27 protein-coding genes are annotated in these 26497 nt (G+C 71.7%); 13 read left to right on the top strand and 14 right to left on the bottom strand.

Annotated features, from left to right (window positions below; translation table 11 throughout):
- Window positions 1-3 precede the first annotated feature (3 nt).
- Genes uidA through OKJ99_RS28345 form a run of 3 tightly spaced genes read right to left on the bottom strand, consistent with a single transcriptional unit; the run spans window position 4 to window position 3909 of the window.
- The gene (gene uidA, locus OKJ99_RS28355) at window positions 4-1815 is read right to left on the bottom strand and encodes a beta-glucuronidase (RefSeq protein WP_326020593.1); all 1812 of its coding nucleotides are present in this window, start codon (window positions 1813-1815) and stop codon (window positions 4-6) included.
- A 43-nt stretch (window positions 1816-1858) separates the two neighbouring features.
- Window positions 1859-2665, bottom strand: a complete 807-nt coding sequence (locus tag OKJ99_RS28350) for an SDR family NAD(P)-dependent oxidoreductase (protein ID WP_326020591.1) — start codon at window positions 2663-2665, stop codon at window positions 1859-1861.
- A gap of 23 nt (window positions 2666-2688) precedes the next feature.
- Entirely contained in the window at window positions 2689-3909 is a 1221-nt protein-coding gene (locus OKJ99_RS28345; RefSeq protein ID WP_326020589.1) for a glycoside hydrolase family 1 protein, read from the bottom strand.
- Between the two features lie 165 nt (window positions 3910-4074).
- On the opposite strand from OKJ99_RS28345, the gene OKJ99_RS28340 reads away from it, so the two are divergent.
- A complete protein-coding gene (locus OKJ99_RS28340) occupies window positions 4075-4683 on the top strand; it encodes a TetR/AcrR family transcriptional regulator (protein ID WP_326020588.1) in 609 nt (202 codons plus the stop codon).
- A gap of 16 nt (window positions 4684-4699) precedes the next feature.
- Here OKJ99_RS28340 and OKJ99_RS28335 read toward each other — a convergent pair whose 3' ends face one another.
- Window positions 4700-5299 (bottom strand): TetR/AcrR family transcriptional regulator, encoded by a 600-nt coding sequence (locus OKJ99_RS28335; RefSeq protein ID WP_326020587.1) that lies wholly within the window; start codon window positions 5297-5299, stop codon window positions 4700-4702.
- A gap of 99 nt (window positions 5300-5398) precedes the next feature.
- Here OKJ99_RS28335 and OKJ99_RS28330 point away from each other — a divergent pair, with 99 nt between their 5' ends.
- The 7 genes from OKJ99_RS28330 (at window position 5399) to OKJ99_RS28300 (ending at window position 12004) form a co-directional block, all read left to right on the top strand.
- Complete coding sequence (locus tag OKJ99_RS28330) at window positions 5399-7735, top strand: xanthine dehydrogenase family protein molybdopterin-binding subunit (protein WP_326020585.1); 2337 nt, start codon at window positions 5399-5401, stop codon at window positions 7733-7735.
- Window positions 7732-8610: an FAD binding domain-containing protein gene (locus OKJ99_RS28325; RefSeq protein ID WP_326020584.1), complete on the top strand. Its 879-nt coding sequence runs from the start codon at window positions 7732-7734 to the stop codon at window positions 8608-8610. The genes OKJ99_RS28330 and OKJ99_RS28325 overlap by 4 nt, the downstream gene beginning before the upstream one ends.
- A complete protein-coding gene (locus tag OKJ99_RS28320) occupies window positions 8603-9091 on the top strand; it encodes a (2Fe-2S)-binding protein (protein ID WP_326020582.1) in 489 nt (162 codons plus the stop codon). The genes OKJ99_RS28325 and OKJ99_RS28320 overlap by 8 nt, the downstream gene beginning before the upstream one ends.
- Window positions 9088-9684 (top strand): SRPBCC family protein, encoded by a 597-nt coding sequence (locus OKJ99_RS28315; RefSeq protein WP_326020581.1) that lies wholly within the window; start codon window positions 9088-9090, stop codon window positions 9682-9684. The genes OKJ99_RS28320 and OKJ99_RS28315 overlap by 4 nt, the downstream gene beginning before the upstream one ends.
- Before the next feature lie 63 nt (window positions 9685-9747).
- Window positions 9748-10584, top strand: coding sequence for a mycofactocin-coupled SDR family oxidoreductase (locus OKJ99_RS28310; protein WP_326020580.1), 837 nt, complete (start codon window positions 9748-9750; stop codon window positions 10582-10584).
- Window positions 10581-11777 (top strand): cytochrome P450, encoded by a 1197-nt coding sequence (locus tag OKJ99_RS28305; RefSeq protein ID WP_326020579.1) that lies wholly within the window; start codon window positions 10581-10583, stop codon window positions 11775-11777. Before OKJ99_RS28310 ends, OKJ99_RS28305 begins: the two co-directional genes overlap by 4 nt.
- The gene (locus OKJ99_RS28300) at window positions 11774-12004 is read left to right on the top strand and encodes a ferredoxin (RefSeq protein WP_326020578.1); all 231 of its coding nucleotides are present in this window, start codon (window positions 11774-11776) and stop codon (window positions 12002-12004) included. Before OKJ99_RS28305 ends, OKJ99_RS28300 begins: the two co-directional genes overlap by 4 nt.
- Window positions 12005-12063: 59 nt before the next feature.
- Here OKJ99_RS28300 and OKJ99_RS28295 read toward each other — a convergent pair whose 3' ends face one another.
- The 6 genes from OKJ99_RS28295 to OKJ99_RS28270 form a co-directional block, all read right to left on the bottom strand.
- The gene (locus tag OKJ99_RS28295; RefSeq protein ID WP_326020577.1) at window positions 12064-12780 is read right to left on the bottom strand and encodes a carboxymuconolactone decarboxylase family protein; all 717 of its coding nucleotides are present in this window, start codon (window positions 12778-12780) and stop codon (window positions 12064-12066) included.
- Window positions 12781-12796: 16 nt separating this feature from the next.
- Entirely contained in the window at window positions 12797-14302 is a 1506-nt protein-coding gene (locus OKJ99_RS28290; protein ID WP_326020575.1) for an aldehyde dehydrogenase family protein, read from the bottom strand.
- Window positions 14284-15072, bottom strand: a complete 789-nt coding sequence (locus OKJ99_RS28285) for an SDR family oxidoreductase (protein WP_326020574.1) — start codon at window positions 15070-15072, stop codon at window positions 14284-14286. Before OKJ99_RS28285 ends, OKJ99_RS28290 begins: the two co-directional genes overlap by 19 nt.
- Window positions 15069-15854: an SDR family oxidoreductase gene (locus OKJ99_RS28280; RefSeq protein ID WP_326020573.1), complete on the bottom strand. Its 786-nt coding sequence runs from the start codon at window positions 15852-15854 to the stop codon at window positions 15069-15071. The genes OKJ99_RS28285 and OKJ99_RS28280 overlap by 4 nt, the downstream gene beginning before the upstream one ends.
- Before the next feature lie 39 nt (window positions 15855-15893).
- The gene (locus OKJ99_RS28275) at window positions 15894-16559 is read right to left on the bottom strand and encodes a TetR/AcrR family transcriptional regulator (protein ID WP_326020571.1); all 666 of its coding nucleotides are present in this window, start codon (window positions 16557-16559) and stop codon (window positions 15894-15896) included.
- A gap of 104 nt (window positions 16560-16663) precedes the next feature.
- A complete protein-coding gene (locus tag OKJ99_RS28270; protein ID WP_326020569.1) occupies window positions 16664-17632 on the bottom strand; it encodes an enoyl-CoA hydratase/isomerase family protein in 969 nt (322 codons plus the stop codon).
- Window positions 17633-17781: 149 nt separating this feature from the next.
- Here OKJ99_RS28270 and OKJ99_RS28265 point away from each other — a divergent pair, with 149 nt between their 5' ends.
- The 3 genes from OKJ99_RS28265 to OKJ99_RS28255 all read left to right on the top strand — a co-directional run bounded on the left by OKJ99_RS28265 (window position 17782) and on the right by OKJ99_RS28255 (window position 20516).
- Window positions 17782-18771: a CoA transferase gene (locus tag OKJ99_RS28265; RefSeq protein ID WP_326020567.1), complete on the top strand. Its 990-nt coding sequence runs from the start codon at window positions 17782-17784 to the stop codon at window positions 18769-18771.
- Window positions 18726-20024, top strand: a complete 1299-nt coding sequence (locus OKJ99_RS28260; protein WP_326020565.1) for an amidohydrolase family protein — start codon at window positions 18726-18728, stop codon at window positions 20022-20024. Before OKJ99_RS28265 ends, OKJ99_RS28260 begins: the two co-directional genes overlap by 46 nt.
- 144 nt (window positions 20025-20168) lie before the next feature.
- Window positions 20169-20516 carry an ANTAR domain-containing protein gene (locus OKJ99_RS28255; protein WP_326020563.1) on the top strand — a complete coding sequence of 116 codons (348 nt, stop codon included), beginning with the start codon at window positions 20169-20171 and terminating at the stop codon, window positions 20514-20516.
- Between the two features lie 182 nt (window positions 20517-20698).
- Here the strand turns inward: OKJ99_RS28255 and OKJ99_RS28250 are convergent, their stop codons facing one another.
- Entirely contained in the window at window positions 20699-21253 is a 555-nt protein-coding gene (locus OKJ99_RS28250) for a TetR/AcrR family transcriptional regulator (protein WP_326020562.1), read from the bottom strand.
- Window positions 21254-21306: 53 nt separating this feature from the next.
- Between OKJ99_RS28250 and OKJ99_RS28245 the strand changes: the two genes are divergently transcribed.
- A complete protein-coding gene (locus OKJ99_RS28245; protein ID WP_326020560.1) occupies window positions 21307-22638 on the top strand; it encodes a carboxypeptidase regulatory-like domain-containing protein in 1332 nt (443 codons plus the stop codon).
- Here OKJ99_RS28245 and OKJ99_RS28240 read toward each other — a convergent pair.
- Complete coding sequence (locus tag OKJ99_RS28240; RefSeq protein ID WP_326020558.1) at window positions 22628-23722, bottom strand: PLP-dependent aminotransferase family protein; 1095 nt, start codon at window positions 23720-23722, stop codon at window positions 22628-22630. The two genes, OKJ99_RS28245 and OKJ99_RS28240, sit on opposite strands and share 11 nt — an antisense overlap.
- Before the next feature lie 131 nt (window positions 23723-23853).
- Window positions 23854-25200: an MFS transporter gene (locus tag OKJ99_RS28235; RefSeq protein ID WP_326020556.1), complete on the bottom strand. Its 1347-nt coding sequence runs from the start codon at window positions 25198-25200 to the stop codon at window positions 23854-23856.
- Between the two features lie 129 nt (window positions 25201-25329).
- On the opposite strand from OKJ99_RS28235, the gene OKJ99_RS28230 reads away from it, so the two are divergent.
- Complete coding sequence (locus OKJ99_RS28230; protein ID WP_326020554.1) at window positions 25330-25698, top strand: ArsR/SmtB family transcription factor; 369 nt, start codon at window positions 25330-25332, stop codon at window positions 25696-25698.
- Between the two features lie 11 nt (window positions 25699-25709).
- On the opposite strand, the gene OKJ99_RS28225 is transcribed toward OKJ99_RS28230, so the two are convergent.
- Complete coding sequence (locus OKJ99_RS28225) at window positions 25710-26357, bottom strand: class F sortase (RefSeq protein WP_326020552.1); 648 nt, start codon at window positions 26355-26357, stop codon at window positions 25710-25712.
- Window positions 26358-26497 lie beyond the last annotated feature (140 nt).

Here is a 26497-nt window from a genome sequence, read left to right as displayed (position 1 = left end):
CCGTCAGTCTTCTTCAGCAATGGGTGTGCCGGGCTTGCGCCCGTCGAGGCCCTGCCAGCGGCGACGCAGAGCGAACGCGGCCGACTTGGGTTTGCGTTCGCGCGTGAACACACCCTTCTTGTTGCCGTCGACGCGGTGGATGCCGGCCGAGGTCTGGAAGTCGGCGAAGTTCCACACGTGTTCGCCGACGAACGCCGGGATCCGGTCGAAGACCCGGTGGTACATGGCGAGGAGATCGCTCTGGTACTCCTCGCTCCACGGCGCGTCCCACACCGAGTGCAGCCCCGGCTGCGTGTCGGCGCCGTACTCGGACATCATCACGGGCTTGCCGAACCGCTCCGCCCAGCCGCGCAGATCCTGCTCCAGGTACGTCTCGGCGGTGGCGAGGTCGCCGGTGAACAGGTACCAGCCGTAATAGCGGTTGATGCTGAGCACGTCGAACAGGTCGCCGATCCGGTCGTTCTGCGGGGTCGCGAACATCACGGCGGCGTACGTGAGGGGGCGCGTCGGGTCGAGCTTGCGGACGAGCTCGACGAGCGGCTCGAAGTACTCCCGGGCGCCCTCCTCGTTGGAGGCGGGCTCGTTGGCGAGACACCACATGACGACGCTCGGGTGGTTCTTGTCGCGCTCGATCAACTCCCGCAGGTGCTGGGCGTGTACGTCGCCCATGACGCCGCCGAAGTTCTCCGGTGCGAACGTCGGGGTGGGCGGGACGCCGGTGAGGCCGCCCTGCACTCCGAGGTTGAGGCCGACGGCCGCCGTCTCGTCGATGACGACGACGCCGTGCCGGTCCGCGAAGTCCAGAACCTCCTCGGCGTACGGATAGTGCGCGGTGCGGAAGGAGTTGGCGCCGGTCCAGTCGAGGAGCTGGAAGTCGTGGACGAGGTAGGCGTCGTCGTGGCCCTTGCCGCGCACGGGGGTGTCCTCGTGCTTGCCGAAGCCCGTGAAGTAGAAGGGTTCGCCGTTGATGAGGAAGTCCGTGCCACGGACCTCGACGGTGCGGACGCCGAACGGCTGGGTGTAGCTGTCGAGCAACTTGCCATCAGGGCAGACCAGTTCAACTATGAGATCGTACAGGTAGGCGGCGCCGGGCCGCCAGAGTGTGACGTCCTCGATGCGCAGGGAGCCCTCCGTTCCTGTCGATGAGGCGACCGTCGCGCCCGCCTCGTCGACCGCGCGCACCCGCACTTCCTCGGCGCCGCCCACGGCCTCCACGAGGTAGTCGACGACACCGGCCGAGCCGTCCCGGCCCGTGACGACGGTGATGTCCTCGACGTGGCTGCGCGGGGTGCTGCACAGGCGCACCGGGCGGGCGATCCCCGCGTAGTTGTAGAAGTCGTGCAGGTAGGACTGGCGGGGGCGGCCGTCGGGGCCCGTGGTGACCGTGCCCGGCGGCAGCGTCTCGTTGGTCAGCCGGTTGTCGACGCCGGCCGTCAGCCGGAACTCGGCGCCGGGGGCCACGACATCGGTGAGGTCGGCCTCGAACGGGGTGTAGCCCCCGGTGTGTTCCGTGACGAGCCGGTCGTCCACGTACACCTGCGCCGCGTGCGTGACGGAGCCGAAGCGCAGCACCACGCGCTGCCCGGACCAGCCGCGCGGCACCCGCACCTCGCGCTGGTACCAGACGACGCCGACGTGGTCGCGGATCTCCGGGTCCGTGAACAGGTCGTTGTAGCTCGCGGGGACGGGGGCTTCGAGTGGTGTGTCGAGGCGGGCCCGCCATGGCTCGGCGGTCGCGCGGGAGTCGAGGGCGAACCGCCACAGTCCGTCGAGGCCGACGATGTCGCGGGTGGGGCTGGTGCGGGGCGAGAGCATGCGGCTCCTCTGGTTCCTTCTTCAGGAGATGGGGCGGGCGTGGTCAGGCCGTTTCACCGGCGTCCGCGAGGAGCGTGCTCCCCGTCATGAAGGCCGCCAGGTCGCTTGCGGCGAAGAGAACAATGCGGGCCACGTCGTCGGGGACACCGAGGCGGCCCAGGATGGTCGGCTGCATCACGGACATGAGGTGCGAGGCCTCGGCGGGATCGGTGACGCCGGCAGCGGCGAGGTTTCCCTCGGTGGGCACGAACGTCGGCGCGACACCGAGCACACGGATGCCCATCGGGGCGAATTCCAGCGCCAGTTGGCGGGTGAGCCCGCGCGTCGCGTGCTTCGACCCGACGTACGCGGCGAGCCCCGGCGCCGTTCCCCGGAAGCCGGCGGTGGAGACGACGTTGACGACGACGCCCCCGTGGCCGGCCTCGCTCATCCGGCGGGCGGCCTCCTTCGCGCCGAGGAAGACACCGCGCGCGTTCACGGCGAACACCTCGTCCCAGGTGTCCGCGGACATCTCCAGGGCCGGAACGCTCGGGAAAATCCCCGCGTTGTTGACCCAGATGTCGATCCCGCCCCACTCGCGCACCGCGCGGTCCGCGGCGGCGGACACACTGGAGGGATCGGTGACGTCCATCCGGACCGGCAGCGCGCGGCCCTTCAGCGTTTCGGCGGCGCTCGCGGCGAGTTTCTCGTCGACGTCCGTGACCAGCACGTCCGCGCCCGCCTCCGACAGGCGCTGGGCGATGGCCCGGCCGAGGCCCTGGCCGGCGCCGGTCACGACGGCGCGGCGCCCGGACAGCGAGACCAGTTCGGCAAGGGGCAAGGACGACACGTCGGGTACGGGGATCGGCACGGTGGAGTCCCTTCGCGGGCAAGTCAATTGGCGGTGCGGCGGGCGGTCTCGCCCAGCCAGGCGAGGCTCGGCTTCGGGCGGCGCTCGAAGGTCTCCCGGTCCACCGCGATCAGGCCGAAGGTGGGCTCCCAGTGCCCCCACTCGTAGTTGTCGAGCAGGCTCCAGTGCAGATAGCCGCGGACGTCCGCGCCCTCGGTTACGGTCGCCTCGAGGTGGTCGAGTGCCTCGCGTGTGTAGGCGATCCGGCGGGTGTCGTCGTGCGTGGCGATGCCGTTCTCGGTGACCAGGATCGGCAGGCCGCCGGTTACCTCGGCGGTGTGCCGGACGGCGATGGCGAGGGCGTCGGGGCGGTAGGCGGTGCCGACCAAGGTGTTGTCGGGGGCTTGAGGGTGCGGTTCGACGCCGTCGGGGCCGACCCACTGGCTGGAGTACGACTGCACGCCGACGAAGTCGTCGCCGCGCGAGCCGTCCAGGTACAGGTCCTCCCAGATGTGCTCCAGTTCGCGCTTCTTGTCCTCGGCGCCGGGGCGGGCGACGAAGGCGCGGTTGGCCACGGTCCAGCCGACCTTGGCGCCGGGGAGGTGTGTGCGCAGGGCCTCGCGGGCGGCGTGGTGGGCCTCGACGAGGCGTTCGCCGATCTTCACGTCCGGGGCGGGGAGTGCGGGGCGCGGGCTTGCGGTGTCGACCGTGGGGCTCTGCCACTCTTCGGAGGCCTGTTGTTCGGAGCCCTGCCGGCTCTCCATGGCTCGGGCCATGCCGACCATGATGGCCAGCATGTTCGGCTCGTTCATGGTCACGACCCACTCGACGCCGTCGAGGATCGGGCACACCGCCTCGACGTACGCACGGAACCGGCCCACCGCCCGGTCCCCGAGCCACCCGCCCTCCTGCGCGAACCACAGCGGGCTGGTGAAGTGGTGCAGTGTCACCACCGGCGTCAGGCCGAGACCGACCGCCGTGTCGATCATCCGCCGGTAGTGGGCGAGTTCGGCGCGCGAGATGTGGCCGGGCAGCGGCTCGATCCGCGCCCACTCGATGCCGAAGCGGTAGGCGGTGAGCCCGGCGTCGGCGAGCAGCCGCATGTCCTCGGCGTAGCGGTGGTAGCTGTCGCAGGCGTCGCCGCTGCGCTCCATGCCGGGCACGCGCCCCTCGCTCGCCCAGAAGTCGCTGTTGAGGTTGTTGCCCTCGATCTGGTGCGGTGCGGTGGAGGCGCCCCAGAGGAAGCCGGGCGGGAATGCGGTCATGTGGACTGCCCTTCCGAGGGCAGAGCCCGGGGGCCCAGCCAACTGTTACCATGTGGTTGGTTTTCGTTTGGAAGGTAGACCGCGATCTCGGAGGCCGGGAAGACTGTCGCCCGGCTTCGTGACCAGAGCGTTATCCGACACTGCATCACCCCAGGGGAGGGCGCTGTGAGTCAGGCGAAAGCGCGCGGGCCGTACGCGAAGACGGCGGCCCGCCGGGCGGAGATCGTGCGGGCGGCGCGCGACTGCTTCGCCGAACATGGCTTCAGCAAGGCCTCGTTGCGGGGTATCGCGGAGCGCGCGGGCATCACGCACGCGGGACTGCTCCACCACTTCCAGAACAAGGGCGACCTGCTGGCCGCGGTGCTCGCCGAACGCGACACCGAGGAGTGGCAGTACGGGGAGTCGCAGGTCGCCGACATGGGCGAACTCGGCCCCTACCTCGGCGAACTCATGCGCCACCACCAGAAGTCACCGGAACTGATGCGCCTGTGGCTCGAACTCGCGGCGGCCGCGGCCCGCCCGGACCACCCCGCGCACGGCTACTTCACCGAGCGCTACGGCAGGGTGCGCACCAACTTCGCGCAGGGCATGCACGGCAAGGCGCAGCGCGGCGAACTCCACCAGAACCTCGCCCCCGAGCACGCGGCGACGCTGCTCCAGGCGGTGCTCAACGGCCTGCAGCTGCAATGGCTGTTGGACCACGACCTCGACATCGTCGGACCGGTCCGCGCGTTCCTGGATCTGCTGTTCCAGGAGGCGCCGGAATCGGACTGAGGGGCCCGGTCCGGTCCTACGCGTCCGAGGCCGACGCTCCCTCGTACCGTTTGAGGAAGTCCTCCACGAACGCCACGGCTTCCTCGTGCCGCGTCGTCATCCCCATCGTGTTCTCCATCATCAGGATCCGGCCGAGCGCATTGGTGAGCACCAGCAGCACGGCAGGGGAGAGTCCGTCCGGCAGCTCCACGCCCGTCTCGGCGAGCCTGCGGGTCAGTGCCGCCACCTGCGCCTCGCGGTAGCGATCCGCGTGGGCCGCGAGTTCGGCGCGGATCGCCTTGCGGTGGTTGGCGAGCGCCGCGAACTCCGTCGTCAGTGTGTTGCCGGGGTGGCTGCTGAGCGTCCACAGCATGCGCAGCGGCTGCGGACCGTCGAGGACCCGGTCCACGCGCGCCAACTCCTGGTCCGCGCGCCGCCGAAGCGCCGCCAGGAACAGGTCGTCGAGCGTGCGGAAGTAGTACAAGACCAGGGCCGGAGCCACCTCGGCCTCGCGCGCCACGCGCCGTACACCGACGGCCGCGTACCCCTCCTCCAGCATCAGTCGCTCCGTGATGTCGAGCAGCAGCAGACGGGTCTTGGAGTTCTCGGCGCCCATCCGGCGCGGCGCAGCAGTCATGCGGTCATTGTGCTTGACGCTCGCGAAGCGCGGGTGTTAAACAGTCGTTCAGCACCTCGGTTAAACACTCGTTCAGCATCTGGACGGAAGGTAGGGCCGATGGCACCAAGCGGCGGTCACGCCCCCTATGCGGGCACCCGCACCCCACGGGTTGAGGACCTGCGTCTCCTGACCGGCACCGGAACCTACGTCGACGACGTCGTGCGCCCCGGCATGCTGCACGCCCACTTCGTCCGCAGCCCCCTTCCACGGGCCCGCATTCTCGGCATCGACACCTCCGAGGCACTCCAACTCGACGGTGTGCACGCCGTGTTCGTGGCCGAGGACCTCAACCCCGGCGTCCACGAACAGTGGTACACCCTCGATGGACGCGACGCCCCGGACACGCCTCGGCCTCCGCTCGCCGAAGGGGAGGTGCGGTTCGCGGGCGACCCGGTCGCGATGGTCGTCGCCGTCGACCGCTATGTCGCCGAGGACGCTGCCGAGTTGGTCCTCGTGGACTACGAGCCACTACCGCCGGTTGTCGACTACGCGGCGGCCCTCGGCTCCCTGGAGTCCGTGCACGCCGCATACCCCGACAATCTGGCCGGGCAGCTCGGCGGGCGCCCCATGAGCGACCTCGACCCCGTCTTCGCGAACGCCCCGCACGTCGTGTCACAGACCATCCACCAGCAGGCGCACGGCCCCGTCCCGATGGAGACCCGCGGCATCGTCGCCGAATGGACAGCGGCCGGCGGGGAGATGGCGATCTGGGCCGCGACCCAGTCCCCGCACGAGGTCCGCGCCTTCTGCGCCCGCCTGCTGGGGATCGACGAGCACCGGGTGCGGGTCGTCATGCGTGACACCGGAGGCGGATTCGGGCAGAAGGTGCTGCCGCAGCGCGAGGACATGTGCGTACTGCTGGCCGCCACCAAGCTCCCCGCCGCACTCAAATGGATCGAGGACCGGCAGGAGCATCTGTTGGCGGCCGGGCAGGCGCGGCACGAGCACGGCGAGGCCCGGATGGCCTTCGACGGGGACGGCAGGATCCTCGCCGCGACCCTCGACCACGTCCAGGACGCGGGTGCCTACCCGACCCCGTCGCCGGTGCAGAGCGGCATCGCCGTCGGGATGCTGTTCCCCGGCCCGTACCGGATTCCCGAGGGCACGTTCTCGTCGCGGTTCGTGTTCTCCAACACCAGTGGACGGGTGGCGTACCGGGGGCCCTGGCAGTACGAGTCGATGGCGCGTGAGGTGCTGCTCGACACCGCCGCGCGCCAACTCGGCCTCGACCCTGTTGAGTTGCGGCGCCGCAACATGCTGAGCGCCGACGACCTGCCCACGGCGAACTGCAACGGCATGCCCTACGACCACATGTCGCCGCGCGAGACCTTCGAGCAGGCCCTGACCATGCTCGACTACGACGCGTTCCGCAAGGAACAGGCCCGGGCCCGTGAGACCGGACGCTACCTGGGCGTCGGCACGTGCACGTACGTCGAACCGACCGCGGGTGCCACCCCGTTCCACGCCACCGAGGGCGCCACCATCCGCATCGAGCCCTCCGGCAAGGTCAATGTGTACGTCGCCGGAGGGTCCTGCGGCAACAGCCTGGAGACGACCGTCGTACAGCTGACGGCCGACGCGCTCGGCGTCGCCGTCGAGGACGTCAGTACGGTCCAGGGCGACACCGCCGTCACCCCGTACGGCGCGGGAACGGGCGGCAGCCGCTCGGGATCCATGACGGCGGGGGCGATCGCCAAGACGGCAGGGGTGCTGCGGGAGCGCATCCTGGCCATCGCCGCGCACCGGCTCGAAGTGCCCGTCGAGGACGTCGAGTTCAACCGAGGACGGGCCACCGCGAAGGGCGGCGACGCTGTTCTCACGCTCGCCGAGATCGCCGACCTCGCGTACTACCAGGTGCACGCCCTGCCACCCGGAGCGTCGGCGGGACTGGAGGCCAGCGGCCGCTACCACACGCCGCACCTCATGATCTGGGCGAACGCCACCCACGTGTGCACCTGCGAGGTCGACCTCGTGACCGGCGAGGTCACGCTGTTGCGGTACATCGTCAGCGAGGACTGCGGCCCGATGATCAACCCGAGCGTCGTGGAGGGCCAGATCTTCGGAGGCACCGTGCAGGGCATCGGCGGCGCCCTCTACGAGCACCTCGCATACGACGACGAGGGCAACCCCGTGGCCACCACGTTCATGGACTACCTGCTGCCGACCGCCACCGAAGTACCGGTGATCGAGGTCGGGCACGTGGAAACACCGAGCCCAGGACCGGGCGGGTACAAGGGGGTCGGCGAGGGCGGCGCCATCGGCTCGGCGCCGGCCGTCGTGAACGCGGTCGCCGACGCACTCGCGCCCCTGGGTGTACGCGTCGACCGATTGCCCCTGACTCCCGCGCGGATCGTCCAACTCGTCGAGCAGGCGCAGGGGGTGACAGCACGGTGAAGCCCGCGGCTTTCACCTACCACGCGCCGACCAGCGTCGGCGAAGCGGTAGGCCTGCTCGCCGAACACGGAGACGAGGCGAAGGCCCTCGCGGGCGGACAAAGCCTCGTGCCGATGCTCGCGCTGCGCCTCGCGGCCTTCGGACACCTCGTCGACCTGCGCCTCGTCGACGCGCTGCAGGGCATCGAGCGGCGCGAGGACGGGTCCGTGCGCATCGGGGCCGGGACGACCCAGGCCACCGTCCAGCGTTCGGAGGAGATCCGCGCGGCGGTTCCGCTGCTCGCCCGCGCCACACCACTCATCGGCCACTTCCAGATACGTAGCCGCGGCACGGTCGGCGGTTCGCTCGCGCACGCCGACGCCGCGGCCGAATACCCGGCGGTCGCGCTGACCCTGGACGCCGACCTGGAGGCGGAGTCACCACGAGGCCGCCGCACGATCCCGGCCGCCGACTTCTTCACCGGCGTGTGGAGCACGGCGCTGGCCGAGGACGAATTACTGACAGGGGTGAACTTCCCTGTCTGGGGCGGGCGTTGCGGCTTCGCCGTCGAGGAGTTCGCCCGCAGAAGCGGCGACTTCGCCATCGCCGGAGCCACCGTCGCGCTGCGCGTCACGGCCGACGGGAGGCTCGACCGGTGCGCCATCGGCCTGTTCGGGCTCGGCCCGACCGCGACCCGGGCGCTCGCCACGGAGACCGGGCTGCTCGGCACCGACCCCACGGACGCCGTCCCGGACGACCTCGGCCGCGCCGCCACCGAGAACCTGGCATCCGTCCCGTCCGATCTGCACGGGTCGGCCCGCTACCGCACCCGCGTCGGCGCCGCCATGGTCGCCCGCGCCTGGCGCCGCGCCGTACAGGAGGCACTCCATGGCTGACCCGGCTCCCGTCGACATCCATGTACACGTCAACGGTACGGGGCGGCGATCGAGCGTGCCGCCCCGGCTCACCCTCGCCGACTTCCTCCGCGTGAACTGCGGCCTCACCGGCACCCACCTCGGCTGCGAACACGGCGTCTGCGGAGCCTGCACCGTGCTGCTCGACGGCGAGGCCGTCCGCGCCTGCCTGGTGTTCGCCGTGCAGGCCGACGGGGCGGAGGTGACGACCGTCGAAGGAATGTCGGGCAAAGACGGTCAACTCTCCACGGTCCAGGCCGCGTTCCGCCAGAACCACGCCCTGCAGTGCGGATTCTGCACGCCCGGACTGATCGTCTCGGTCACCGCCTTCCTCGCCGAGAACCCCAAGCCCACCGACGAGGAGATCCGCGAAGCGCTGACCGGGAACCTGTGCCGGTGCACCGGCTACCAGGGGATCGTCGACGCCGTGCGGGCAGCCGCCGAGGAAGGGACATCGGCATGAAACTGGAGAACAGGCTCGGCATCCCCATCGGGGTCCACGACGCCTGGCGGGCCCTCCTCGACGTGGAACGCGTCGCTCCCTGCGTCCCGGGAGCGACACTCACCGGCAGCGAGGGCGACACCCACCACGGCCGCATCAAAGTCAAGCTGGGCCCTGTCGGACTCACCTACAGCGGCACCGTGACCTTCGTGACCCGCGACGAGGAGTCGAAGACCGTGGTCCTGGAGGCGAGCGGCCGCGAGTCCCGGGGGAACGGCACCGCGAAGGCGCGTGTCACGTGCCGCCTGAACGCCGCCGACGACCCCGACCACACCGACGTACAGGTCGAGACCGAACTCACCATCACCGGCAGACCCGCCCAGTTCGGGCGCGGCACGCTCGCGGAGGTGTCCGGGGCGCTGCTGGACCGGTTCGCGGAGAACCTGGCGGCGGAGCTCATGGCCAACTCCCCGCAACTCAATGCCACGTCCGATCCGCTCGATCTCGCCGACACGGCCTCGGGTGCCGCGCTCAAGCGCGTCGTGTCGATCGCCGTGTCGATCGCCGCCGCGCTGCTGCTCGCCCTGGGCCTGCGCGGGCTGCGGCGCCGCTGACACACGTATTCACCGACTCGCCAAGCCCCCCGAACCCCCTTCACCCCAGGAATGAGGTACCCCATGCCCGGACGCGTAGAAGGCAAGGTCGCGTTCATCACCGGAGCGGCGCGCGGTCAAGGCCGCAGCCACGCCATCCGGCTCGCCGAGGAAGGCGCCGACATCATCGCCATCGATGTCTGCAAGCAGCTCGACGGCGTCCAGTTCGCCATGTCGACCCCCGAAGACCTCGACGAGACCGTCAACCAGGTGCAGAAGCTGGGCCGCCGCATCCACGCCGTACAGGCCGACGTCCGCGACCATGACGCGCTCAAGGTGGCCGTCGACGAGGGCGTCGAACGGTTCGGCCGGCTCGACATCGTCTGCGCCAACGCCGGGATCGGCAGTAACGGTGCCCTCGCGCACGAGATGGACGAGAAGACCTGGCGCGACACGATCGACATCAACCTCACCGGCGTCTGGCTCACCACCAAGGTGTCGGTGCCGCACATCATCGCCGGCGGCCGGGGCGGCTCGATCATCCTCACCAGCTCCGTCGGCGGGCTGCGCGGCCACGCCCACATCGGACACTACGTCGCCGCCAAGCACGGGGTCGTCGGCCTGATGCGCACCCTGGCCTGGGAACTGGGCGAGCACAACATCCGCGTCAACTCCGTCCATCCCAGCCAGGTCAACACCCCGATGGTGATGCACGAGGGTACGTACAAAATGTTCCGCCCCGACCTGGAGGCCCCCACCGTCGACGACTTCGCCGCCGTCTCGCAAAGCATGCACATCCTGCCGACGCCGTGGGTCGAGGCACGTGACATCAGCAACGCCGTCCTCTACCTCGCCTCCGACGAGGGCCGGTACGTCACCGGCAGCACCCAGACCGTCGACGCGGGAGCCATGCTCAAATGACCACTGCCGCCGCCCTTTCCTGGGACCCCTTCGACCCTGCCCTCGCCCGCGACCCCTACCCCCTCTACGCCCGCCTGCGCGAAGAGGCGCCGCTCTACTACAACGCCGAGCACGACTTCTACGCGGTCAGCCGGCACGTCGACGTCCAGAGCGGCCTCGCCGACTGGCAGACATACTCGTCTTCGCGCGGCGACATCCTGGAGATCATTCAGGCGAACGTCGACATTCCCCCGGGCACCCTCATCTTCGAGGACCCGCCGGTCCACGACATACACCGGCGCCTCTTGGCCCGCGTCTTCACCCCACGCCGCATCGCCCAACTGGAGCCGCAGATCCGCGACTTCTGCACGAGCGTGCTCGAACCGGTGGCAGGCGCCGAACGCTTCGACCTCGTGGAGGTCGTGGGCGCCGAGATGCCGATGCGGGTGATCGGCATGTTGCTCGGCATCCCGGAGGCCGACCAGGCGACGTACCGCGACCGCACGGACGCCACCCTCGACACCACAGGACGCGGCAGGCTCGACCCTTCCGAGATGCTCAACACCGAAGGACTCCAGGCGTACATCGACTGGCGCAAGAAGCATCCCTCGGACGACCTCATGACCGAGCTGGTGACCGCCGAGTTCGAGGACGAGAAGGGCACCCGCCGCACCCTCACCGACGAGGAGGTCCTGACGTACTGCACGGTGGTAGCGGGTGCGGGCAACGAGACGACCGGCCGCCTCATCGGCTGGTTCGGCGCCCTGATGGCCCGCTACCCGGAGGCCCGCAGAGAACTGGTGGCCGACCCGTCGCTCCTCCCGAACGCCATCGAGGAGATCCTGCGCTTCGAGCCGACAGGCCCCTTCACCGCGCGCTACGTCACCAAGGACGTCGAGCTGTACGGGCGTACGGTGCCGGCCGGGAGCGCCATGCTGTTCATCCAGGCCGCAGCCAACCGTGACCCGGAGCGCTTCCCCGACCCGGATCGCTTTGACATCCACCGTGTCACCCAGCACATGTCGTTCGGCGTCGGCGCCCACTACTGCCTCGGCGCAGCCCTCGCCCGACTGGAGGGGAGGGTGGCGGCGGAGGAGATCCTGCGGCGGTTCCCCGACTGGGAGATCGACTGGGACGGCGCGGAGCTGGCGCAGACCTCGACCGTACGAGGGTGGAAGACGCTGCCGTTGGTGATCGGCGGTGCGGGGCGATGACACAGCGGTGGGACGTCGCCGTCGACCCGCGCATGTGCGTCCGCACCGGGCTGTGCGTCGCCTCTCTGCCGAGCGCCTTCGAGCGCGACGAACAGGGTCAGGGGCGGGCGCGGACCGAGTCGTCGGCCACCTCCGAGGAAGTCCTGGAGATCGCCGAGTCCTGCCCGGTCGAGGCGATCTCGATCGTGGACACGGAGAGCGGGAAACCGGTCTTTCCGCCGGAATAGAGCAGCGAAGAGGGAGGGGCCGGGACGATGTCCCCGGCCCCTCCCTCTTATGCCGGTGCCTACGCGGGCAGCGCCGCCCATGCAGCCTCCACGGCGTCCGCGAGCGCGTCGCCCTTCGCGAACCCGTAGTACGCGGCGAACTGCAGCACGATCTCGTCCATCTCCGCCTTGGTGATGTCACCTGAGTGCAGCGCTGCCGTCACGTGGGAGCGCAGCGGGACCGGGGAGTCGTCGAGTGCCACGGCCGCCACTGTGATGATCCGGCGGTCCCGGCGGGCGAGCCCGGGGCGCTTCCACACATGCCCGAAGACGAAGCCCAGAATGCCGGCGTGCCGGTACGGGGACGTGGAGGGTGGCGCGGGCACCAGATTGACGTCGACGAACTCCTCCGCGCCGCGCGCGATCCGCTTGTCCATGTCCGTCGGTCCAAGCGTGTCGTTGCCCAACTCAGGCCAGGGCGGGGTCGGTTCACCTCGGTCGCGGTGGATGCGGTCCCACTGGCGACCGACGGCCCCTTCGAGGTGCGAGGCCTTGGGCCAGCCGCAGTACACGGCGAAGTGCAGCACGAACTCCAGCATCTCCGTGAGCGTGATGTCACCGCCGGCGAGCGCCGCGTGCACCTGCTCCTCGATCGGCCCGGGCGCGTCCGCCGCTGCCACGCAGGTCAGCGTGGTCCAACGCCGGTCCCGTCGAGCCAGGCCGGGCCGCGACCACACTTGCGCGTCCAGGAAGTCGCGCGACGCCCGGTCGAACGGCGTGTCATGAGTGACGTCCATGAGTACCTCCTGGTGGCTACGCGCGGATGAAGACGTTCTTGGTCTGCAAGAACTCGTACAGCCCCTCCTTGCCGCCCTCGCGCCCGTGCCCGCTGTGCTTGTATCCGCCGAACGGCGCGCCCGGCGGCTGCCCCGACGCCCCGTTGACGTGCACGGTGCCCGCCCGCAGGCGCGGTACGACGCGCTGCACGCGCGCCACGTCACGGGTGTAGAGGACCGAACCGAGCCCGTACGGCGTCGCGTTGGCGAGCCGCACCGCGTCGTCCTCGTCGTCGAAGGGCAGGACACTGAGCACAGGGCCGAACACCTCGTGCCGGGCCACCTCGCTGTCCTCGGCCACATCGGCGAGCACGGTCGGCTCGACGAAACAGCCTTCCCGGACCTCCGGAGACAGGACGCTCGGGTCGACGGCGCGACCGCCCGTGATGAGCCGGGCGGTGCCCGCAGCCCGCTCGATCACCCCGAGGATCCGGTCCCTGGCGGCCGGGCCGATCACCGGGCCGAGCGCCGTCGTCGGCGCGAAGGGGTCGCCCACGGTCAGTGCGGCAGCGGCCCGCCCGGCCGCCGCGACGACGTCTTCGTACACGTCCCTGTGCACAAGAAGCCGCGTACTGAGGTTGCAGCCCTGGCCGGAGAGGTTCATGCAGGAGCGGACCGTGTCGGCGACCGCCGCGTCGAGGTCGGCGTCGGGGAAGACGACGCTCGCCGTCTTTCCGCCCAGCTCCAGCAGGACCGGCTTCAGGGTGTGGCGGGCCGCGTCGAGGATCTTCCGCGCGGTCGGGATGCCGCCGGTGAAGGAGATCATGTCGACGTCCCCGTGGCGCACGAGGTGATCGCCCGCCTCCGGCCCGCCCGGCAGGATGTGCAGCACACCGGGCGGCAGCCCCGCCTCCAGGGCGATCTCGCCGAACCGTGCCACCGCGAACGGCGCCAGGTCGGGGGATTTCACCACCACACAGTTGCCGGCCGCGAGCGCCGGCGCGATCTTCATGCCGACCGACATGACCGGGCCGTTCCACGTGAGGATGGCGCCCACCACCCCGTACGGCTCCGGCACGGTGTAGTCCAGACCCGGCACCATGAGCGGGCTCGGCGGGATGGTCACGCCCTCGATCTTGTCGGCCCACCCCGCGTAGTAGCCGAACCAGCCCGCGCACAGATGGGCGAGCGCCGACGACATCAGGATCGGCGCGCCGATCTCCAGGGTCGTGAGCCGGCCAAGATCGCCTACCCGCTCCAGCATCAGCTCCTCCACCCGCTGGAGGATGCGGCGCCGCTTGTCCGGGGACATCGCCCGCCACTCGGGCTGCGCGGCGCGCGCGGCGGCCACCGCGTCGTTCACCTCATGCGGCCCACACAGCAGCACCGAGCCATTGACCCGGCCGGTCGCGGGACTGAGGTGGTCGGCCGCGCCGAGGGAGGTCTTCTCGAGCCAACTGCCGTCGATGAGCGGGCCGGTGACGCCCAGCTGGTCGGTGATCTGGGAGAGGCTGGTGTCGGCGTTCACAGTCGGCTCACCCACCCGCCGTCGACGCTGATCGTCTGGCCGTTGATCCACTCTCCGGCGGGGGAGGCCAGCAGGAGCAGCGTCCCGAGCAGGTCCTCCGCGGGTGCCTGCTTCTTGCCGGGGATCGCGGAGGCGAGCGCGGCGCGAGCGGGGTGTTCGGCGGGCAGGCTCTTGAATCCGGGTTCGTTTTCGACGAGGCCCGGAGCGATGGCGTTGACGTTGATGCCGAGAGGTCCCAGCGAACGGGCAAGGCCCACCGTCACGTTGACCAGGGCCAGCTTGCTCACCCCGTAGATGCCGCCGCCCATGAAGGCCCCGGCCGACACCTGGTTGATGATCCGTCCACCGCCCCGCTCCACCATCGACGCCTTCACCGCGCCCGCGCAGACGACCGCCCCGAACACATTGACCCGCATGACTCGGTCGAACCACTCACCGGGCAGTTCGAGGAGGTCCACCTGCGGGATGTCCGCCATCAGCGCCGCGTTGTTGACCAGGATGTCGACCCCGCCGAAGGTCTCGACGGTCAGGGCCGTCATGGTTGCGGCCGAGTCCCGGTCGGTGATGTCCACCCGCACGCCGAGCGCGTGCAGCCCGTCGGAGGCAAGGGACTTGGCGGCCCGCTCGGCCCCCTCGCCGTCCAGATCCGCGAGCACGACGCGCGCCCCGGCCTCGGCGAGGGCCCGCGCGTACACCTGGCCGATGGCGCCTGCGCCACCGGTGACGACGGCCACCTTGCCGTCCAGGCTCATCCGGTCGATGGTGCTGCTGCCTGTGGGATTCATCCGGCGTCCTTTGTCAGTCGGGACAGATACAGATCGACGTCCGCGCCCAACTCGCGCAGTTCGTCGGCGGCTTCGGGTGCGGTGAGGATCAGGAACCGGCCCTCGCTGATCCCGTCGGCGACCAGTTCGCCCACCGAATCGGCGTCGACGACGGGGAACGCGGGCCCCTGGGGCGCGGCCGGCTCCCCGTAGAACGTGATCTGCTCGACGATGTTCGTGGCGACCCCGGCCGGGCACAGGCACGAGACACCGATGCCGCGCGGACGCAGATACAGCGCGAGCGACTCGGACAGGCCGACGACGGCGTGCTTTGTCGCCGTGTACGGCAGCCGGTCGAACCCGTACGGCAACAGGCCCGCGGTGGAAGCGGTGTTGACCACGTGCCCAGAGCCCTGGCCGAGCAGCAAGGGCAAGAACACCAGATTGCTGCGCACCACACTCAGCAGATTCACGTCGATCACCCGTTGCCAGGCGTCGAGCGGAATGTCCTCGACGGGGCCGACGGCGAGGATGCCCACGTTGTTCATCACCACGTCGACGCGCCCGAACCGGTCGAGGACCAGGTCGCGCACGGCCCGCAGGTCGTCGAGGTCCGTCACATCGCACCGGGCGGCGACACCCCGGCCGCCGAGTTCCCCGGCCACTGTGTGCGCGCGCTCGGCCTCGAGGTCGGTGACCACCACGCGCGCGCCGCGTCGCGCGAAGGCGTGCGCTGAGGCGCGTCCGATCCCGCTGCCCCCGCCGGTGACCACGGTGACCGCGTCGTGCAGATCCATGCTCATCGAACGACCAATCGTTGGAAGGGACGTTTCGGGGCGTCGCTACGGATGGATCGGCAGAGCCGGTTCGACCGGAGCTGTCGCGGCGAGCGCGGCCAGCGTCGCCGCCGACACTGGGGCCTCCAGGAATCCGACGATCCCGTCGAGAAGGTCGCCCACATGGACGACGAACGGCAGCACCCGCTCGTCACGGGCCCTGCTCTGCTCCCGCTCCGCCCCCGCGTGCACGCTGAACGCCGTCGCCTGGGCGATGCGGTGCGTCCGCAGCGGTTCGGGAACGGCAGGCAGCAGCGCGCCGACCCGAGTGCGGAAGCGGTGGGTCGGCGCCAACAGGGCGGGGGAGAGACGACCGAGCACGTCCCTGCGCCCGTGCTGCTGAAGCTTCGCCACGAAGCTCAGGTAGCGGCTGCCCTCCTGGTCGCCCTGTTCGAGCACCGGCACCACATGGCACTCCACCCAGGACCTGAGGTCGTCCGGGCAGCGCTCGGCGACCAGGGCGTCGCGGCGTGCGTTGAGGCCCCGCAGCCGGTACTCGAAGATCGCCTGGACCAGCCGTTCCTTCGAACCGAAGTGATACTGCACCGCTGTGTTGTTGCCGTTGCCGGCGGCCGCGCTGATCTGTCGCAGGGACGCCCCGTCGAGCCCCCGCTCGGCGAACAACCGCTCCGCGGTGAGGAGGATCTGTTCCTTGACGGACGAGGACGGCACGACACACCACACCCATTCTTCGAAGAGGTACGTTGCGTGCTGATGAGAACCATGTTTCCGTTCAGTGGGAACTGAAGCACGGCTCCGGGGTGAAGTCAACTGCCTTAAACGGTCCCTGTGACCTCGTCCACTAGGCCCCAATCTTGCGCCTCGCAGGCGGTCAACTCCGCACCTGACAAGGCCAGATGGGTGGCCCGGTGGCGACCGATGCGCCGAGGGATCCCGGCAGTGCCCCCGGCGCCGGGTATCAGGCCCATGGCGACCTCCGGCAGCCGGATCCGGGTGTCGGGGGCGGCCACGACCCGGCCGGCGAACGAGGCCAGTTCGATGCCCGCGCCCACGCACGCGCCGTGCAGATGCGCGGTGGCCCGGCCCGCGCAACGCGCCAGCAGGGCCGCCGGGCTGTGCTCGACGCGCACCCGATGGGCCCGAGCGGGGTCGCCCGACGTGCCGAACTCGGTGAGGTCGCCGCCGCTGCAGAACGCGGGACCGCTCCCGCGCAGGTCGACTCGGGTCACCGAGGGATCGACGACGGCCACCGTCAGGGCCTCGCACAGGGCGTCCCTGGTCGCCGCGTCGACGGCGTTGCGCACCCAGGGGCGGTCGAGGGTGACGATGAGCCGATCACCCTCGCGGTCCAGGCGTACCGGCTGTGCGGCGGGGCGGGCGGTGCCGCGCGGCGTAGTCGCGAGCCAGTGCCGGAAGGTCGCGCCGCCCTGCAAGGCGGAGTACGCGAGTGACTCCGCGACCAGGCGCTCGGGTATGTCCAGATTCCGTCCCAGGCGCAGGACTTGGACCAGCGTGATCGACGCGTCGGGGCTCGCCGTCACCGCCTCGCACAACCGGGTGGCGGTCTCGCGTGGGTCGGGGCAGGAAACCCAGGGGCGCGGCGCGTCCTCGATCCCGGTCAGCAGCACGTCGTACGCCTCGGCCGGGACGTCCACGGGCCGTGCGGCGCAGCCGATGACAACGCGAGGACGCGTGTCGAAGGAGGCGCGTTCGGGCCCCGGGCGGTCGTGCGGGGCGCGGCTGAAGTCGTTGTCGAGGTCGACGAGTTGCCATGGCGTGTCCATGCGTCCCGGCACTCCGCCCTCCTGCTGGGTGTCTCCCGTTCGCGTCGGCGTGAGTGTAATTTGTCGATGCAGGTGGGAGAAGGGTGGTCGCGGTTTTGGAGAACGTAACTCTACGAGTTGGGCTCGAGGCCGAGGCGGAAGCTCGGCTTTTGGCGGGCCCGCTAAGACGACTTCGTGCGGTCGCCCGTGACGTCACCGCCCTCACCGGCGTCCCGGTAGACCTCGGCACGGAACTGTTCCTGCGGGCCCGGCTCGCGGGCTTCGCGTCTTCGGGGCGGACCTCGGCCGGCGGCTCCTGCCGCATGCTGCGGGCCGCCGACGGCTGGGTGGCCGTCAACCTCGCCCGCCCCGCCGACCACGCGTCCGTGCCTGCCCTCCTCAATCTGCTGGGCGGCGCAGGCGAGTTGACGGACGCGATCGCCGCGCGCCCCGCGGCGGAGGCCGCCGGCCGGGCCCAGCTCCTGGGGGTGCCGGCGGCGGCCCTCGGATCGGAGTGCAACCGCCGCCCGCCCGTACGCCGCGAACGCCTCGGGCCCGCGAGCGAGCCGCGGACGCCCGCCGGCATACGGGTCGTGGACTTCTCCGCGCTGTGGGCGGGACCGCTGTGCGCGCGACTGCTCGGTCTCGGGGGCGCCGAAGTGGTGAAGGTGGAGAGCGCGACCCGCCCCGACGGCGCGCGCCGTGGCAGCCCGGCCTTCTACCGCCACCTGCACCGAGGCCACCGCGGCGTCGTCCTCGACTTCACCGACCCCGCCGCGCTGCGCTCCGCGGTCGCCGACGCCGACGTGGTGATCGAGGCGTCACGCCCGCGCGCCCTGCGCCGCGCCGGGCTCGACGCAGGGTGGTTCCTCGCCGGGCGGCCCGGCCGGGTGTGGATGAGCATCACAGGCTACGGCCGCGCTGACGATCGGATCGCCTTCGGCGACGACGCGGCGGTGGCGGGCGGACTCGTGGCGTGGCCGCCCGACGGCGCAGGTCCCGCATTCCTCGGCGACGCCCTGGCCGACCCCGTCACGGGTGTCTACGCGGCGCGCGCCGCGGCCCGGTCGCTGCGGGACGGCGGCGGACACCTCGTGGACGTCGCCATGGCGGCGTGCGCAGCGGACGTCGCTGGTGCGGGCGGTGGCTCGCCGTGCTGATCCGGGACGTGGAGGTCGAGAGGCACGGCCGGGTGGACGTGCGGGTGGTGGCCGGGCGCGTGGCCGAGGTGGGGGCGCGCCTGGGCGGGAGCGGGGGGATCGACGGGCGGGGTGGCGCGCTGCTGCCGGGGCTGCACGATCACCATGTGCACCTCGCCGCGCTGGCCGCCGAGGCGGCTTCCGTGCGGGTCGGACCCGCGGATGTGGCCGGGCCCGAAGGGCTGACACAGGCGCTGCGGGGCGGGGCGCCGGGGGAGTGGGTGCGGGCCGTCGGGTATCACGAGAGCGTTGCGGGCGACCTGGACCGTGCGATCCTCGACCGGTTCGTCGCGGACCGGCCGGTGCGGGTGCAGCACCGCAGCGGCGAGCTGTGGTTGTGGAACGGGGCCGCCCTGCGCGCCGCGGGTCTGGACGACGCCGGTGACGGCAGGTTCTGGCGCGCGGACGAACGCCTGCGAGCCAGAACCCCGCCAACCCCATTGGATCTGGCGGGAGTCGGGCGTCGGGCCGCGGCGCGCGGCATCACCGGATTCACTAACGCCGACCCCCATCCCGCCCCCGAACTGCGCACACTCCTGCGTCCCCTCCCGCAACGCCTCACCATCCTCGGCCTGGACCGCACCGCCCCCGTGAAGATTCGCCTCGACGACCTGACGCTCCCCACGGCCACTGACCTGGCGGCGCGCATCACCCGGGCCCGGCCCCGACCCGTCGCCGTCCACTGCGTCACCCGCGTCCAGCTCTTCGTCACGCTGCTCGCCCTGGACGAGGCGGGCAGTGTGTCCGGCGACCGTGTCGAGCACGGTGCGGTGATTCCCACCGAGGCCGTCGACCGGCTGCGAATGCTCGGCGTCACCGTGGTCACCCAGCCGCACTTCCTGGTGGAGCGGGCGGCCGCGTATGAGAAGGACGTGGCCGCGGACGACCGGCCCCACCTGTACCGCTGCGGCACGCTCCGCGCCGCGGGTGTCCCCGTCGCCGCGGGCACGGACGCCCCGTACGGCACGTCGGACCCCTGGGCGGTGATGCGCGCGGCCGCAGGGCGGGTCGGCCCCGAAGGGCTGACGCCGCGTGCCGCGCTCGGCCTGTTCCTGGGCGCACCGCTCGCGCCCGGCGGCGCCTCGCGCACTGTGGAGCCCGGCGCTCGTGCGGATCTGTGCCTGCTCCACGTCCCCCTGCGGGAGGCGCTCGACGACCTGTCGGCCAACTGCGTACGGGCGGCGTTCGTGAACGGCCGGGGCATTTCGGCGTGAGGTGTTCCGGCTCGGGCAGATGGCCGTCCCGGTCATCTGCCCCGCGCATACCCGATGGGACGGTTGTCGTGCGAAGCGGCGGGCAGGAGTGGTACAAGGTCAGTCGGTTCCCTTGCCAGGCACGGCACTTGGAGGTGCACCGTGATGCTCCCGGCTCGCCGACGCGCAGTGGAAGCCGCCTGCGAGAGGGCAGAACGGGTCGCCGAACTCGAGGTGCAGGTCGAGCAGTTGACGGAGGCCGTGACCTCGCACGCCGAGGTCGACCAGGCCATCGGCGTCGTGATCGCGGTGGGCGGGCTCCGGCCGGCGGAGGCGTGGGACGTGCTGCGCGAGGTCTCCATGCGCACCAACACCCGGCTCCGTCTGGTCGCCCGGTGCTTGATCGCCTGGCCGCGCACCCGCGAGCTCGATCCGGTGATCCGCGCCGAGTTGGAGCGGCAACTCGCCCAGCGCCAAGGGTCGGCGAGCCCGGTGGCGACGGAACCGCACTGAAAACCCCGCTCCCCGGCCCGGGCCGGAGGGCTCATGCCGGGAAGCGGGTGCGGGCTCACTGCCGAACCCGCCACGGCCAGCATTGACCGCTCTGCCCCTCGGAGTAACACGCAGGCCCGCTCACTAACGTAAACGTGCCCGGAATCTTCACGCGTGCTGGCCCGCCCGGTCACCGGCGCGCGTCACACGGGCGACAGTGCCGCCTCGATGAGGCGTCGGGCCGCCGCGTCGGTGCGGGGCACGTCGCCCGTCACCAGCCGGTCCTGGCACAGGCCGCGCAGCCCGGACACCAGGAGCGTCGCACGCTCGCGGGCCGCGGGACGCGGGTGGCCGAGGCGGACGTACGCGTCCGCGATCGGGTCGACCATGAACGCCACGGTCTCGCGGGCGAGTTCGCCGTACTGCTCGGCATCGGTCGCCGCCAGGCTCAGCAGTTGGAGCAGCATCCGGATCGGCCCGGCCTGTTCGCCCACCGTGATCGCCTTCCACAGCGCACGGGCCGAGCGGCGCAGCGCCTCGACGTCCTCGACCGGGTCGAACAGCGCGTGGGCATCGGGCCGGCTCGCGGCGAGGGCGCGCGCGATGAGGTTCTCGCGGCTGCCGAAGTAGTACAGCAGCATCCGCTTCGTCGTGCCGATCTCCTCGGCGAGCGGGGTGAGCGACAGGTGTGCGAGGCCGTGGCGCTGCACGTACTCCACCACCTGGCCGAGCAGCTCGGCGCGTTTCTCGGTGTTCACGGTTCGGGGCACCCTTTGAACGTACCGGACGGTACATGTATCGTCCATTCATCATGGATTCCTGTTCCGACCGGTACACCTACGAGCGACCGCGGGGCGCCGCGATCAAGGCCTTCGCCGAGGCGGCCTGGTTCCCCGCCGTCCTCTTCCTCGGCATCCTCTGCTTCTTCGCCCCGGCCCTGCACGCCCCGAAGCCGCACCACGTCGAGGTGGTGGTGGCGGGCTCGGCGGACCGGGTCGAGGGCGAGCTGCGCGCGCGATACCCCGACGGCTTCGACGTGACCCCCGTGGACACCGCCCGCCAGGCACGCCAGGCGGTCCTCGACCGGGACGCCTTCGCCGGATACGTCACCGGGAACCGCCCCGTGCTCTACGTCGCCAAGGGCAACGGCGCCTCCCTGGAACAGACGCTCACCGGCGCCTTCGGCAGGCTCAGGGGCGGCGCCCCAGTCGTCCGCGACGTCGCGCCGACCGCGCGGAAGGACCTGCTCGGCTCGACGGTGCTGTACTTCGCCATCGCCTGGAACATCCCCGCGTACATCCTCGCCACGACCCTGCTGCGCGCCGTCGGCCTCGACCGGCGCCGCAAGCTCCTGGCCATCGCGGCCGTAGCCGCCGTGTTCAGCCTCGTCGGATACGGGGCGGGGGTCGGGCTCGGCTACTTCGACGCGCACCCGGCGGTCCTCGGCGTCGCCTTCCTCCTCAGCACGGCGGTCGCCACGGCCGCCTCCGGGCTCGCCCCGTTCACCCGGCAGTTCCTGCCCGCGGTCGGCATGACGCTGTTCATCGTGATGTCGATCCCGACCAGCGGGGGAGCGGTGCCCGCCCCGCTGCTGCCCGAGTTCTTCCAGGACGTGCACGCCGTGATGCCGCTCGCCAACGCCGTCGACGCGCTGCGCGGAGTCCTGTACTTCGACGGGGCCGGGGTCCTCAAGCCGCTGCTCGTCCTGTGCGGCTGGATCGTGGCCGGCCTGGCGCTGCTCGGCCTCGACCACGCGCGGCATCGGCGCGCGGGAGAGGGCGAGTCGGCCCCGGTCGACGACCCCGCCGCCGAGACGCCCGTGCCCACCGCGCTCCCCGCCCAGCGACACCACTTCGGCGAACCGGTCCCCACGCTGACCGGCGCGGTCACCGGCGCCGCTCGCGAACCGCTGCGGGGCGCCGCCGTCGTCGTACTCGACGGCCGCGGACGCCAGCTGGTCTCCACGTTCACCGACGGCCAGGGCCGCTACGCGGTGGCGGGCCTGCCCGAGGACCACCTCAGCCTGGTGGCCTCGGCCCCCGGCAGACACCCCGAGGCGCAGCGCATCCTCGTACGCCAAGGAACCCCCGCCACGGCGGAGTTCACGCTGCGGGCGCGCGAGGGCGTCCTGGTCAGCGGGTGACTCCGGAGCCTTCGGTGAGCACCTCGGCCATCCGGCTCAGGATCACCTCGACCTCCTCGTCCGACAGCGGTACGAGTTCCAGGGACAGCTCGCCGTCGTCCTGGCGGTCCGTGTAGAGCCAGATCTGCGGGTCCCCGGCCCTGAGTGCGTCCGCGAGGGCCGGCGCGTCGAGCCCGGCCCGTGCCGCGTCGACCCGCAGCGCCGCGCGGGGGAACGGCAGGCCGGTCGGGTCGGGGACGGGGTGCGCGGTGAGGCCGGGCAGCGCGGCGGCGCGGGCGGCGAAGCGTGCGACCTTGTCCTCCTGGCGCCGCGCCCACGCGGACACGTCCAGCTCCTGCCGTGCCTCCAGCGCGGCGAGCGTGCCCACGATCGACTCCTTGCTCGCCTTCATCGCCCGGCCGATGCCCTTGCCCTGCGCACGCACCGACCGGACGGCCCCGGCACGGCCGAGCACCAGGCCCGCCGTCGGACCGCCCAGGTACTTCTGGCCGCTGACGAGGACGAGATCGGCCCCGGTGTCCAGGAGTTCGCCGACCCGGAAGTCCTGCGCGGCCCCGTCGATGATCGCGGGCACCCCGCGCCGGTGCGCCGCGGCGACCGCATCGGTGAGGGGGGCGCGCGCCCCGCGCGTGAGCCGCGACGACACCAGCACGAGGCACGCCGTGCCGGGGTGGGCGAGGTCCTTCTCCAACTCCTCCGGCGTGCAGGCGGAATCGGACCCCGACAGGACGGGCGTGCCGCCCGCGAGGCGGATGTCCTGGACCAGCGGGTGCCCGTAGTCGACCGCGTGGCCCGCGGGCAGCACCACGCGCGCGGGCAGCCCGCCGGTGTCCGGCAGCGCGGCGATCCGCTCCGCCGACTCGCCCGTCATCGCGGCCGCGACCGACAACGTGATCGCCGACGACGTGCAGTGCACGACCGTTCCGGCCTCCGCCCCGGTGGCGCGGGCGAGGGCGCGGTCGGCGAGTTCGTGCAGCTCCTCCATGACGAAGAAGCCGGACAGCGCCTGCGCGACCGCGCGCCCGACCCGCTCGTCACTGCGCGAGACGCCGACCGGGGTGAACGGCCCCCGGGCGTTGATCAATCGCGTCAGCCCTTACCGCTCGTGAATCCCCTGCTGGTCGTGCGTCCCCTGCTGGTCGTGCACCCTCTGCTGTTCGTGAAGTCCCATGGGCAGCATGGTGCCTGGTCGGCGCCGCGCGTCCGGCGACCGGCTCAGCGGGTCGCGTGCAGCGCGTCGCCGAACCGCCGATGACTGTGCCGCCAACCGTCCGCCACGCGCACCGCCCCCCGTACATGCGGGTGACCGGCGGAGAGCCCCACGTGCTCGTGCTCCACCTCCGGCACCGAGTCACCCACGCCCACCGGCCACAACCGCGCCGCCGCGACTCCAGCACCCACCGCGACCACTGCGAGCCCGACCACGGCCGCGCCAAGACCGGCCCGCGCGCCCAGCCACCCCGCCAGCGGATACGTGAGCAGCCAGCACGCGTGCGACAGGGAGAACTGCGCGGCGAACGCGGCCGTACGTTCCCGTTCCGGCGCGGCCCGCCGGACCAGCCGGCCGGTCGGCGTGAGCACCATCGAGCACGCCCCACCGAACGCGACCCAGGCGGCGAGCAGCGCAGGCACCCGCCAACTCCCGGCGTGCGCCGCCGTGATGACCCCGACGGCCGCGAACACGCCGCCAAGCGCCAGCGCCCCGCGCACCATCACCGCCCGCTCGCCCACCCGCTCCAGCATCCGCGGCACCACGAGCGCCACCACCATCGACCCGGCCCCGTACGCCCCGAGAGCCACCGGCACCGCGCCCGACGACAGACCCAGGAAGTCCCTTACGTAGACGACGGAGTTGACGGTCACCATCGCGCTCGCCGCCGCCACGGCCAGGTTCAGCGCCAGCAGTCCCCGCAGCTGGGGGAGTGTGAGGAAGAGGCGGGTCCCGGCTGTCGCCTTGGCGAACACGCCACCCGCGCGCGGGGGAGCGGGCGCGCGCTCGGGAAGCGTCGTCGAGACCACGAGCGCGGCCGAGGCGAGGAAGCCCACGACCGTTCCCGTGAACAGGCGGTGGTACGAGAGCACGGACAGCAGCGCCGCGGCGAGCGCCGGACTGAACAGGCTCTCCATGTCGTACGCGAGCCGGGCGAGCGACAACGCGCGCGTGTAGTCGCGCTCATCGGGCAGCACGTCCGGGATCAGCGCCTGGAAGGTGGGCGTGAAGACGGCCGATGCGGACTGCAACGCGAACACCAGGACGTAGACCTGCCAGACCTGGTCCACGAACGGCAGCGTCAGGGCCACGGCCGCCCGCAGCAGGTCGGAGCCCACCATCACCGCGCGCCGCGGCAGTCGCTCCGTGAAGGCCCCCACCAGCGGGGCGACCAGCACGTACGCCGTCATCTTGATCGCGAGCGCGGTGCCGAGCACGGCGCCCGCGTCCGCCCCCGCGATGTCGTACGCGAGGAGCCCGAGCGCGACGGTGGCGAGACCGGTGCCGACGAGGGCGACGACCTGGGCGCCGAACAGGCGGCGGTACGTGCGGTGGCGCAGAACCGTGAGCATGCGGGCCCCTCCGGAAGGCTGCATCGAAAGAATACTCGTTATGTGCGCACCTGCGCACATGACGAGTATGTAACCGCCGGGTGCGCCGTTCGCGCAAGGGCTCCATAGGCAGGCATCTAGGCTGGGGCCATGCCCGCAAGCGATCCGACCCCCACCGCGGCTCCCTCGGCCGTCGCGCACCCGCGCGAGCCCGACGCCGCCCGACTCGCCGAGGCGACACGGGTGTTCGCCCTGCTGTCGGACGCGACCCGGCTGCACGTGCTGTGGCTGCTCGCCCTGGAGGAGTCGGACGTGGGCTCGCTCGCCGACCGCGTCGCGGCATCGCGCACGGCCGTCAGCCAGCACCTGGCGAAGCTGCGGCTCGCGGGCCTGGTCGAGGCGCGCCGCGAAGGCCGGCACATGCACTACCGCCTCACCGACGGACATCTGCGGCGCCTGGTGACGGAGGCGCTGAGCCACGCGGACCACCGGGTGACCGGAGAGGCCCCGCACGACTGAGCCGTTCTACGTCACGTACGGTCGCGGACCGAGGTGAGCAGTCCGTAGAGGACGACGTTCCCCGCGTACCCGGTGCCCTTGCTGTACGTGCCGCCGCAGGTGATGACGCGGAGTTCGGGCAGGCCCGTGCCGCCGTAGACCCGGCGGGACGGGAAGTGCTTCTTGTCGACGACGTCGATGCCGTGGATCTCGAACACGGCCGTCCTCCCGTCGGCGCGGTCGATCTCGATGTGCTCGCCCTTCTTGAGCGCGCCGAGCCCGTAGAAGACGGCGCGCCCCTCGGCGTTGTCGACGTGCCCGTCGACGACCGCAGTGCCGCGCTCGCCGGGCGTGACCGCACCAGGGAACCAGCCCGCCAGATTCGCCTTGTCCGGCGGCGGCGCGTCCAGCCAGCCCTCCGCGTCCCGCCCGACGCGCGTCAGCGGCGCGTTCACACCGATCTCGGGGATGCGGATGCGCTGCGGAGCGGCGGCGGGCAGCGGGTCGGCGGGCGGCGTGTCGGTGCCGAGCCTCGCGGCGCCGCGGTCGGGCTGCGGCGGCCCGTCACCGGAAATCCCGTGATGCACCAGCAGCACCCCGGCAAGCAGCGTCGCCGCGAGGAAGGACCACGTGGGGCGGCGACGTGGCACCGCGGGCGCGGACTCGGCTATCGCAGGCATCAGCTGGTCCCGGCCCCGTGCCGTCGTCGGCGCAGTCGCCGGCCGACGAGTACCGGTACACACGCCAGGGCGAGCAGCCCGGCCGCCGCGCCGAGGTGCCGGCCGAGCCCGCCCGACGTGTCGCCCGGTTCGGCCCCCGT

Source organism: Streptomyces endophyticus (assembly GCF_035798155.1).
Classification (GTDB): domain Bacteria; phylum Actinomycetota; class Actinomycetes; order Streptomycetales; family Streptomycetaceae; genus Streptomyces; species Streptomyces endophyticus.
This window is presented reverse-complemented; position numbering and strand designations above follow the sequence as displayed.

Coding starts and splice junctions, on each gene's coding strand:
- OKJ99_RS28235 (WP_326020556.1), bottom strand. CDS start 25,200: ATGCTCACGGTTCTGCGCCACCGCACGTACCGCCGCCTGTTCGGCGCC.
- OKJ99_RS28345 (WP_326020589.1), bottom strand. CDS start 3,909: ATGACCGCATTCCCGCCCGGCTTCCTCTGGGGCGCCTCCACCGCACCG.
- OKJ99_RS28270 (WP_326020569.1), bottom strand. CDS start 17,632: ATGGACACGCCATGGCAACTCGTCGACCTCGACAACGACTTCAGCCGC.
- OKJ99_RS28320 (WP_326020582.1), top strand. CDS start 8,603: ATGGCTGACCCGGCTCCCGTCGACATCCATGTACACGTCAACGGTACG.
- OKJ99_RS28285 (WP_326020574.1), bottom strand. CDS start 15,072: ATGAATCCCACAGGCAGCAGCACCATCGACCGGATGAGCCTGGACGGC.
- OKJ99_RS28300 (WP_326020578.1), top strand. CDS start 11,774: ATGACACAGCGGTGGGACGTCGCCGTCGACCCGCGCATGTGCGTCCGC.
- OKJ99_RS28310 (WP_326020580.1), top strand. CDS start 9,748: ATGCCCGGACGCGTAGAAGGCAAGGTCGCGTTCATCACCGGAGCGGCG.
- OKJ99_RS28315 (WP_326020581.1), top strand. CDS start 9,088: ATGAAACTGGAGAACAGGCTCGGCATCCCCATCGGGGTCCACGACGCC.
- OKJ99_RS28330 (WP_326020585.1), top strand. CDS start 5,399: ATGGCACCAAGCGGCGGTCACGCCCCCTATGCGGGCACCCGCACCCCA.
- uidA (WP_326020593.1), bottom strand. CDS start 1,815: ATGCTCTCGCCCCGCACCAGCCCCACCCGCGACATCGTCGGCCTCGAC.
- OKJ99_RS28335 (WP_326020587.1), bottom strand. CDS start 5,299: ATGACTGCTGCGCCGCGCCGGATGGGCGCCGAGAACTCCAAGACCCGT.
- OKJ99_RS28230 (WP_326020554.1), top strand. CDS start 25,330: ATGCCCGCAAGCGATCCGACCCCCACCGCGGCTCCCTCGGCCGTCGCG.
- OKJ99_RS28295 (WP_326020577.1), bottom strand. CDS start 12,780: ATGGACGTCACTCATGACACGCCGTTCGACCGGGCGTCGCGCGACTTC.
- OKJ99_RS28255 (WP_326020563.1), top strand. CDS start 20,169: ATGCTCCCGGCTCGCCGACGCGCAGTGGAAGCCGCCTGCGAGAGGGCA.
- OKJ99_RS28245 (WP_326020560.1), top strand. CDS start 21,307: ATGGATTCCTGTTCCGACCGGTACACCTACGAGCGACCGCGGGGCGCC.
- OKJ99_RS28280 (WP_326020573.1), bottom strand. CDS start 15,854: ATGAGCATGGATCTGCACGACGCGGTCACCGTGGTCACCGGCGGGGGC.
- OKJ99_RS28305 (WP_326020579.1), top strand. CDS start 10,581: ATGACCACTGCCGCCGCCCTTTCCTGGGACCCCTTCGACCCTGCCCTC.
- OKJ99_RS28225 (WP_326020552.1), bottom strand. CDS start 26,357: ATGCCTGCGATAGCCGAGTCCGCGCCCGCGGTGCCACGTCGCCGCCCC.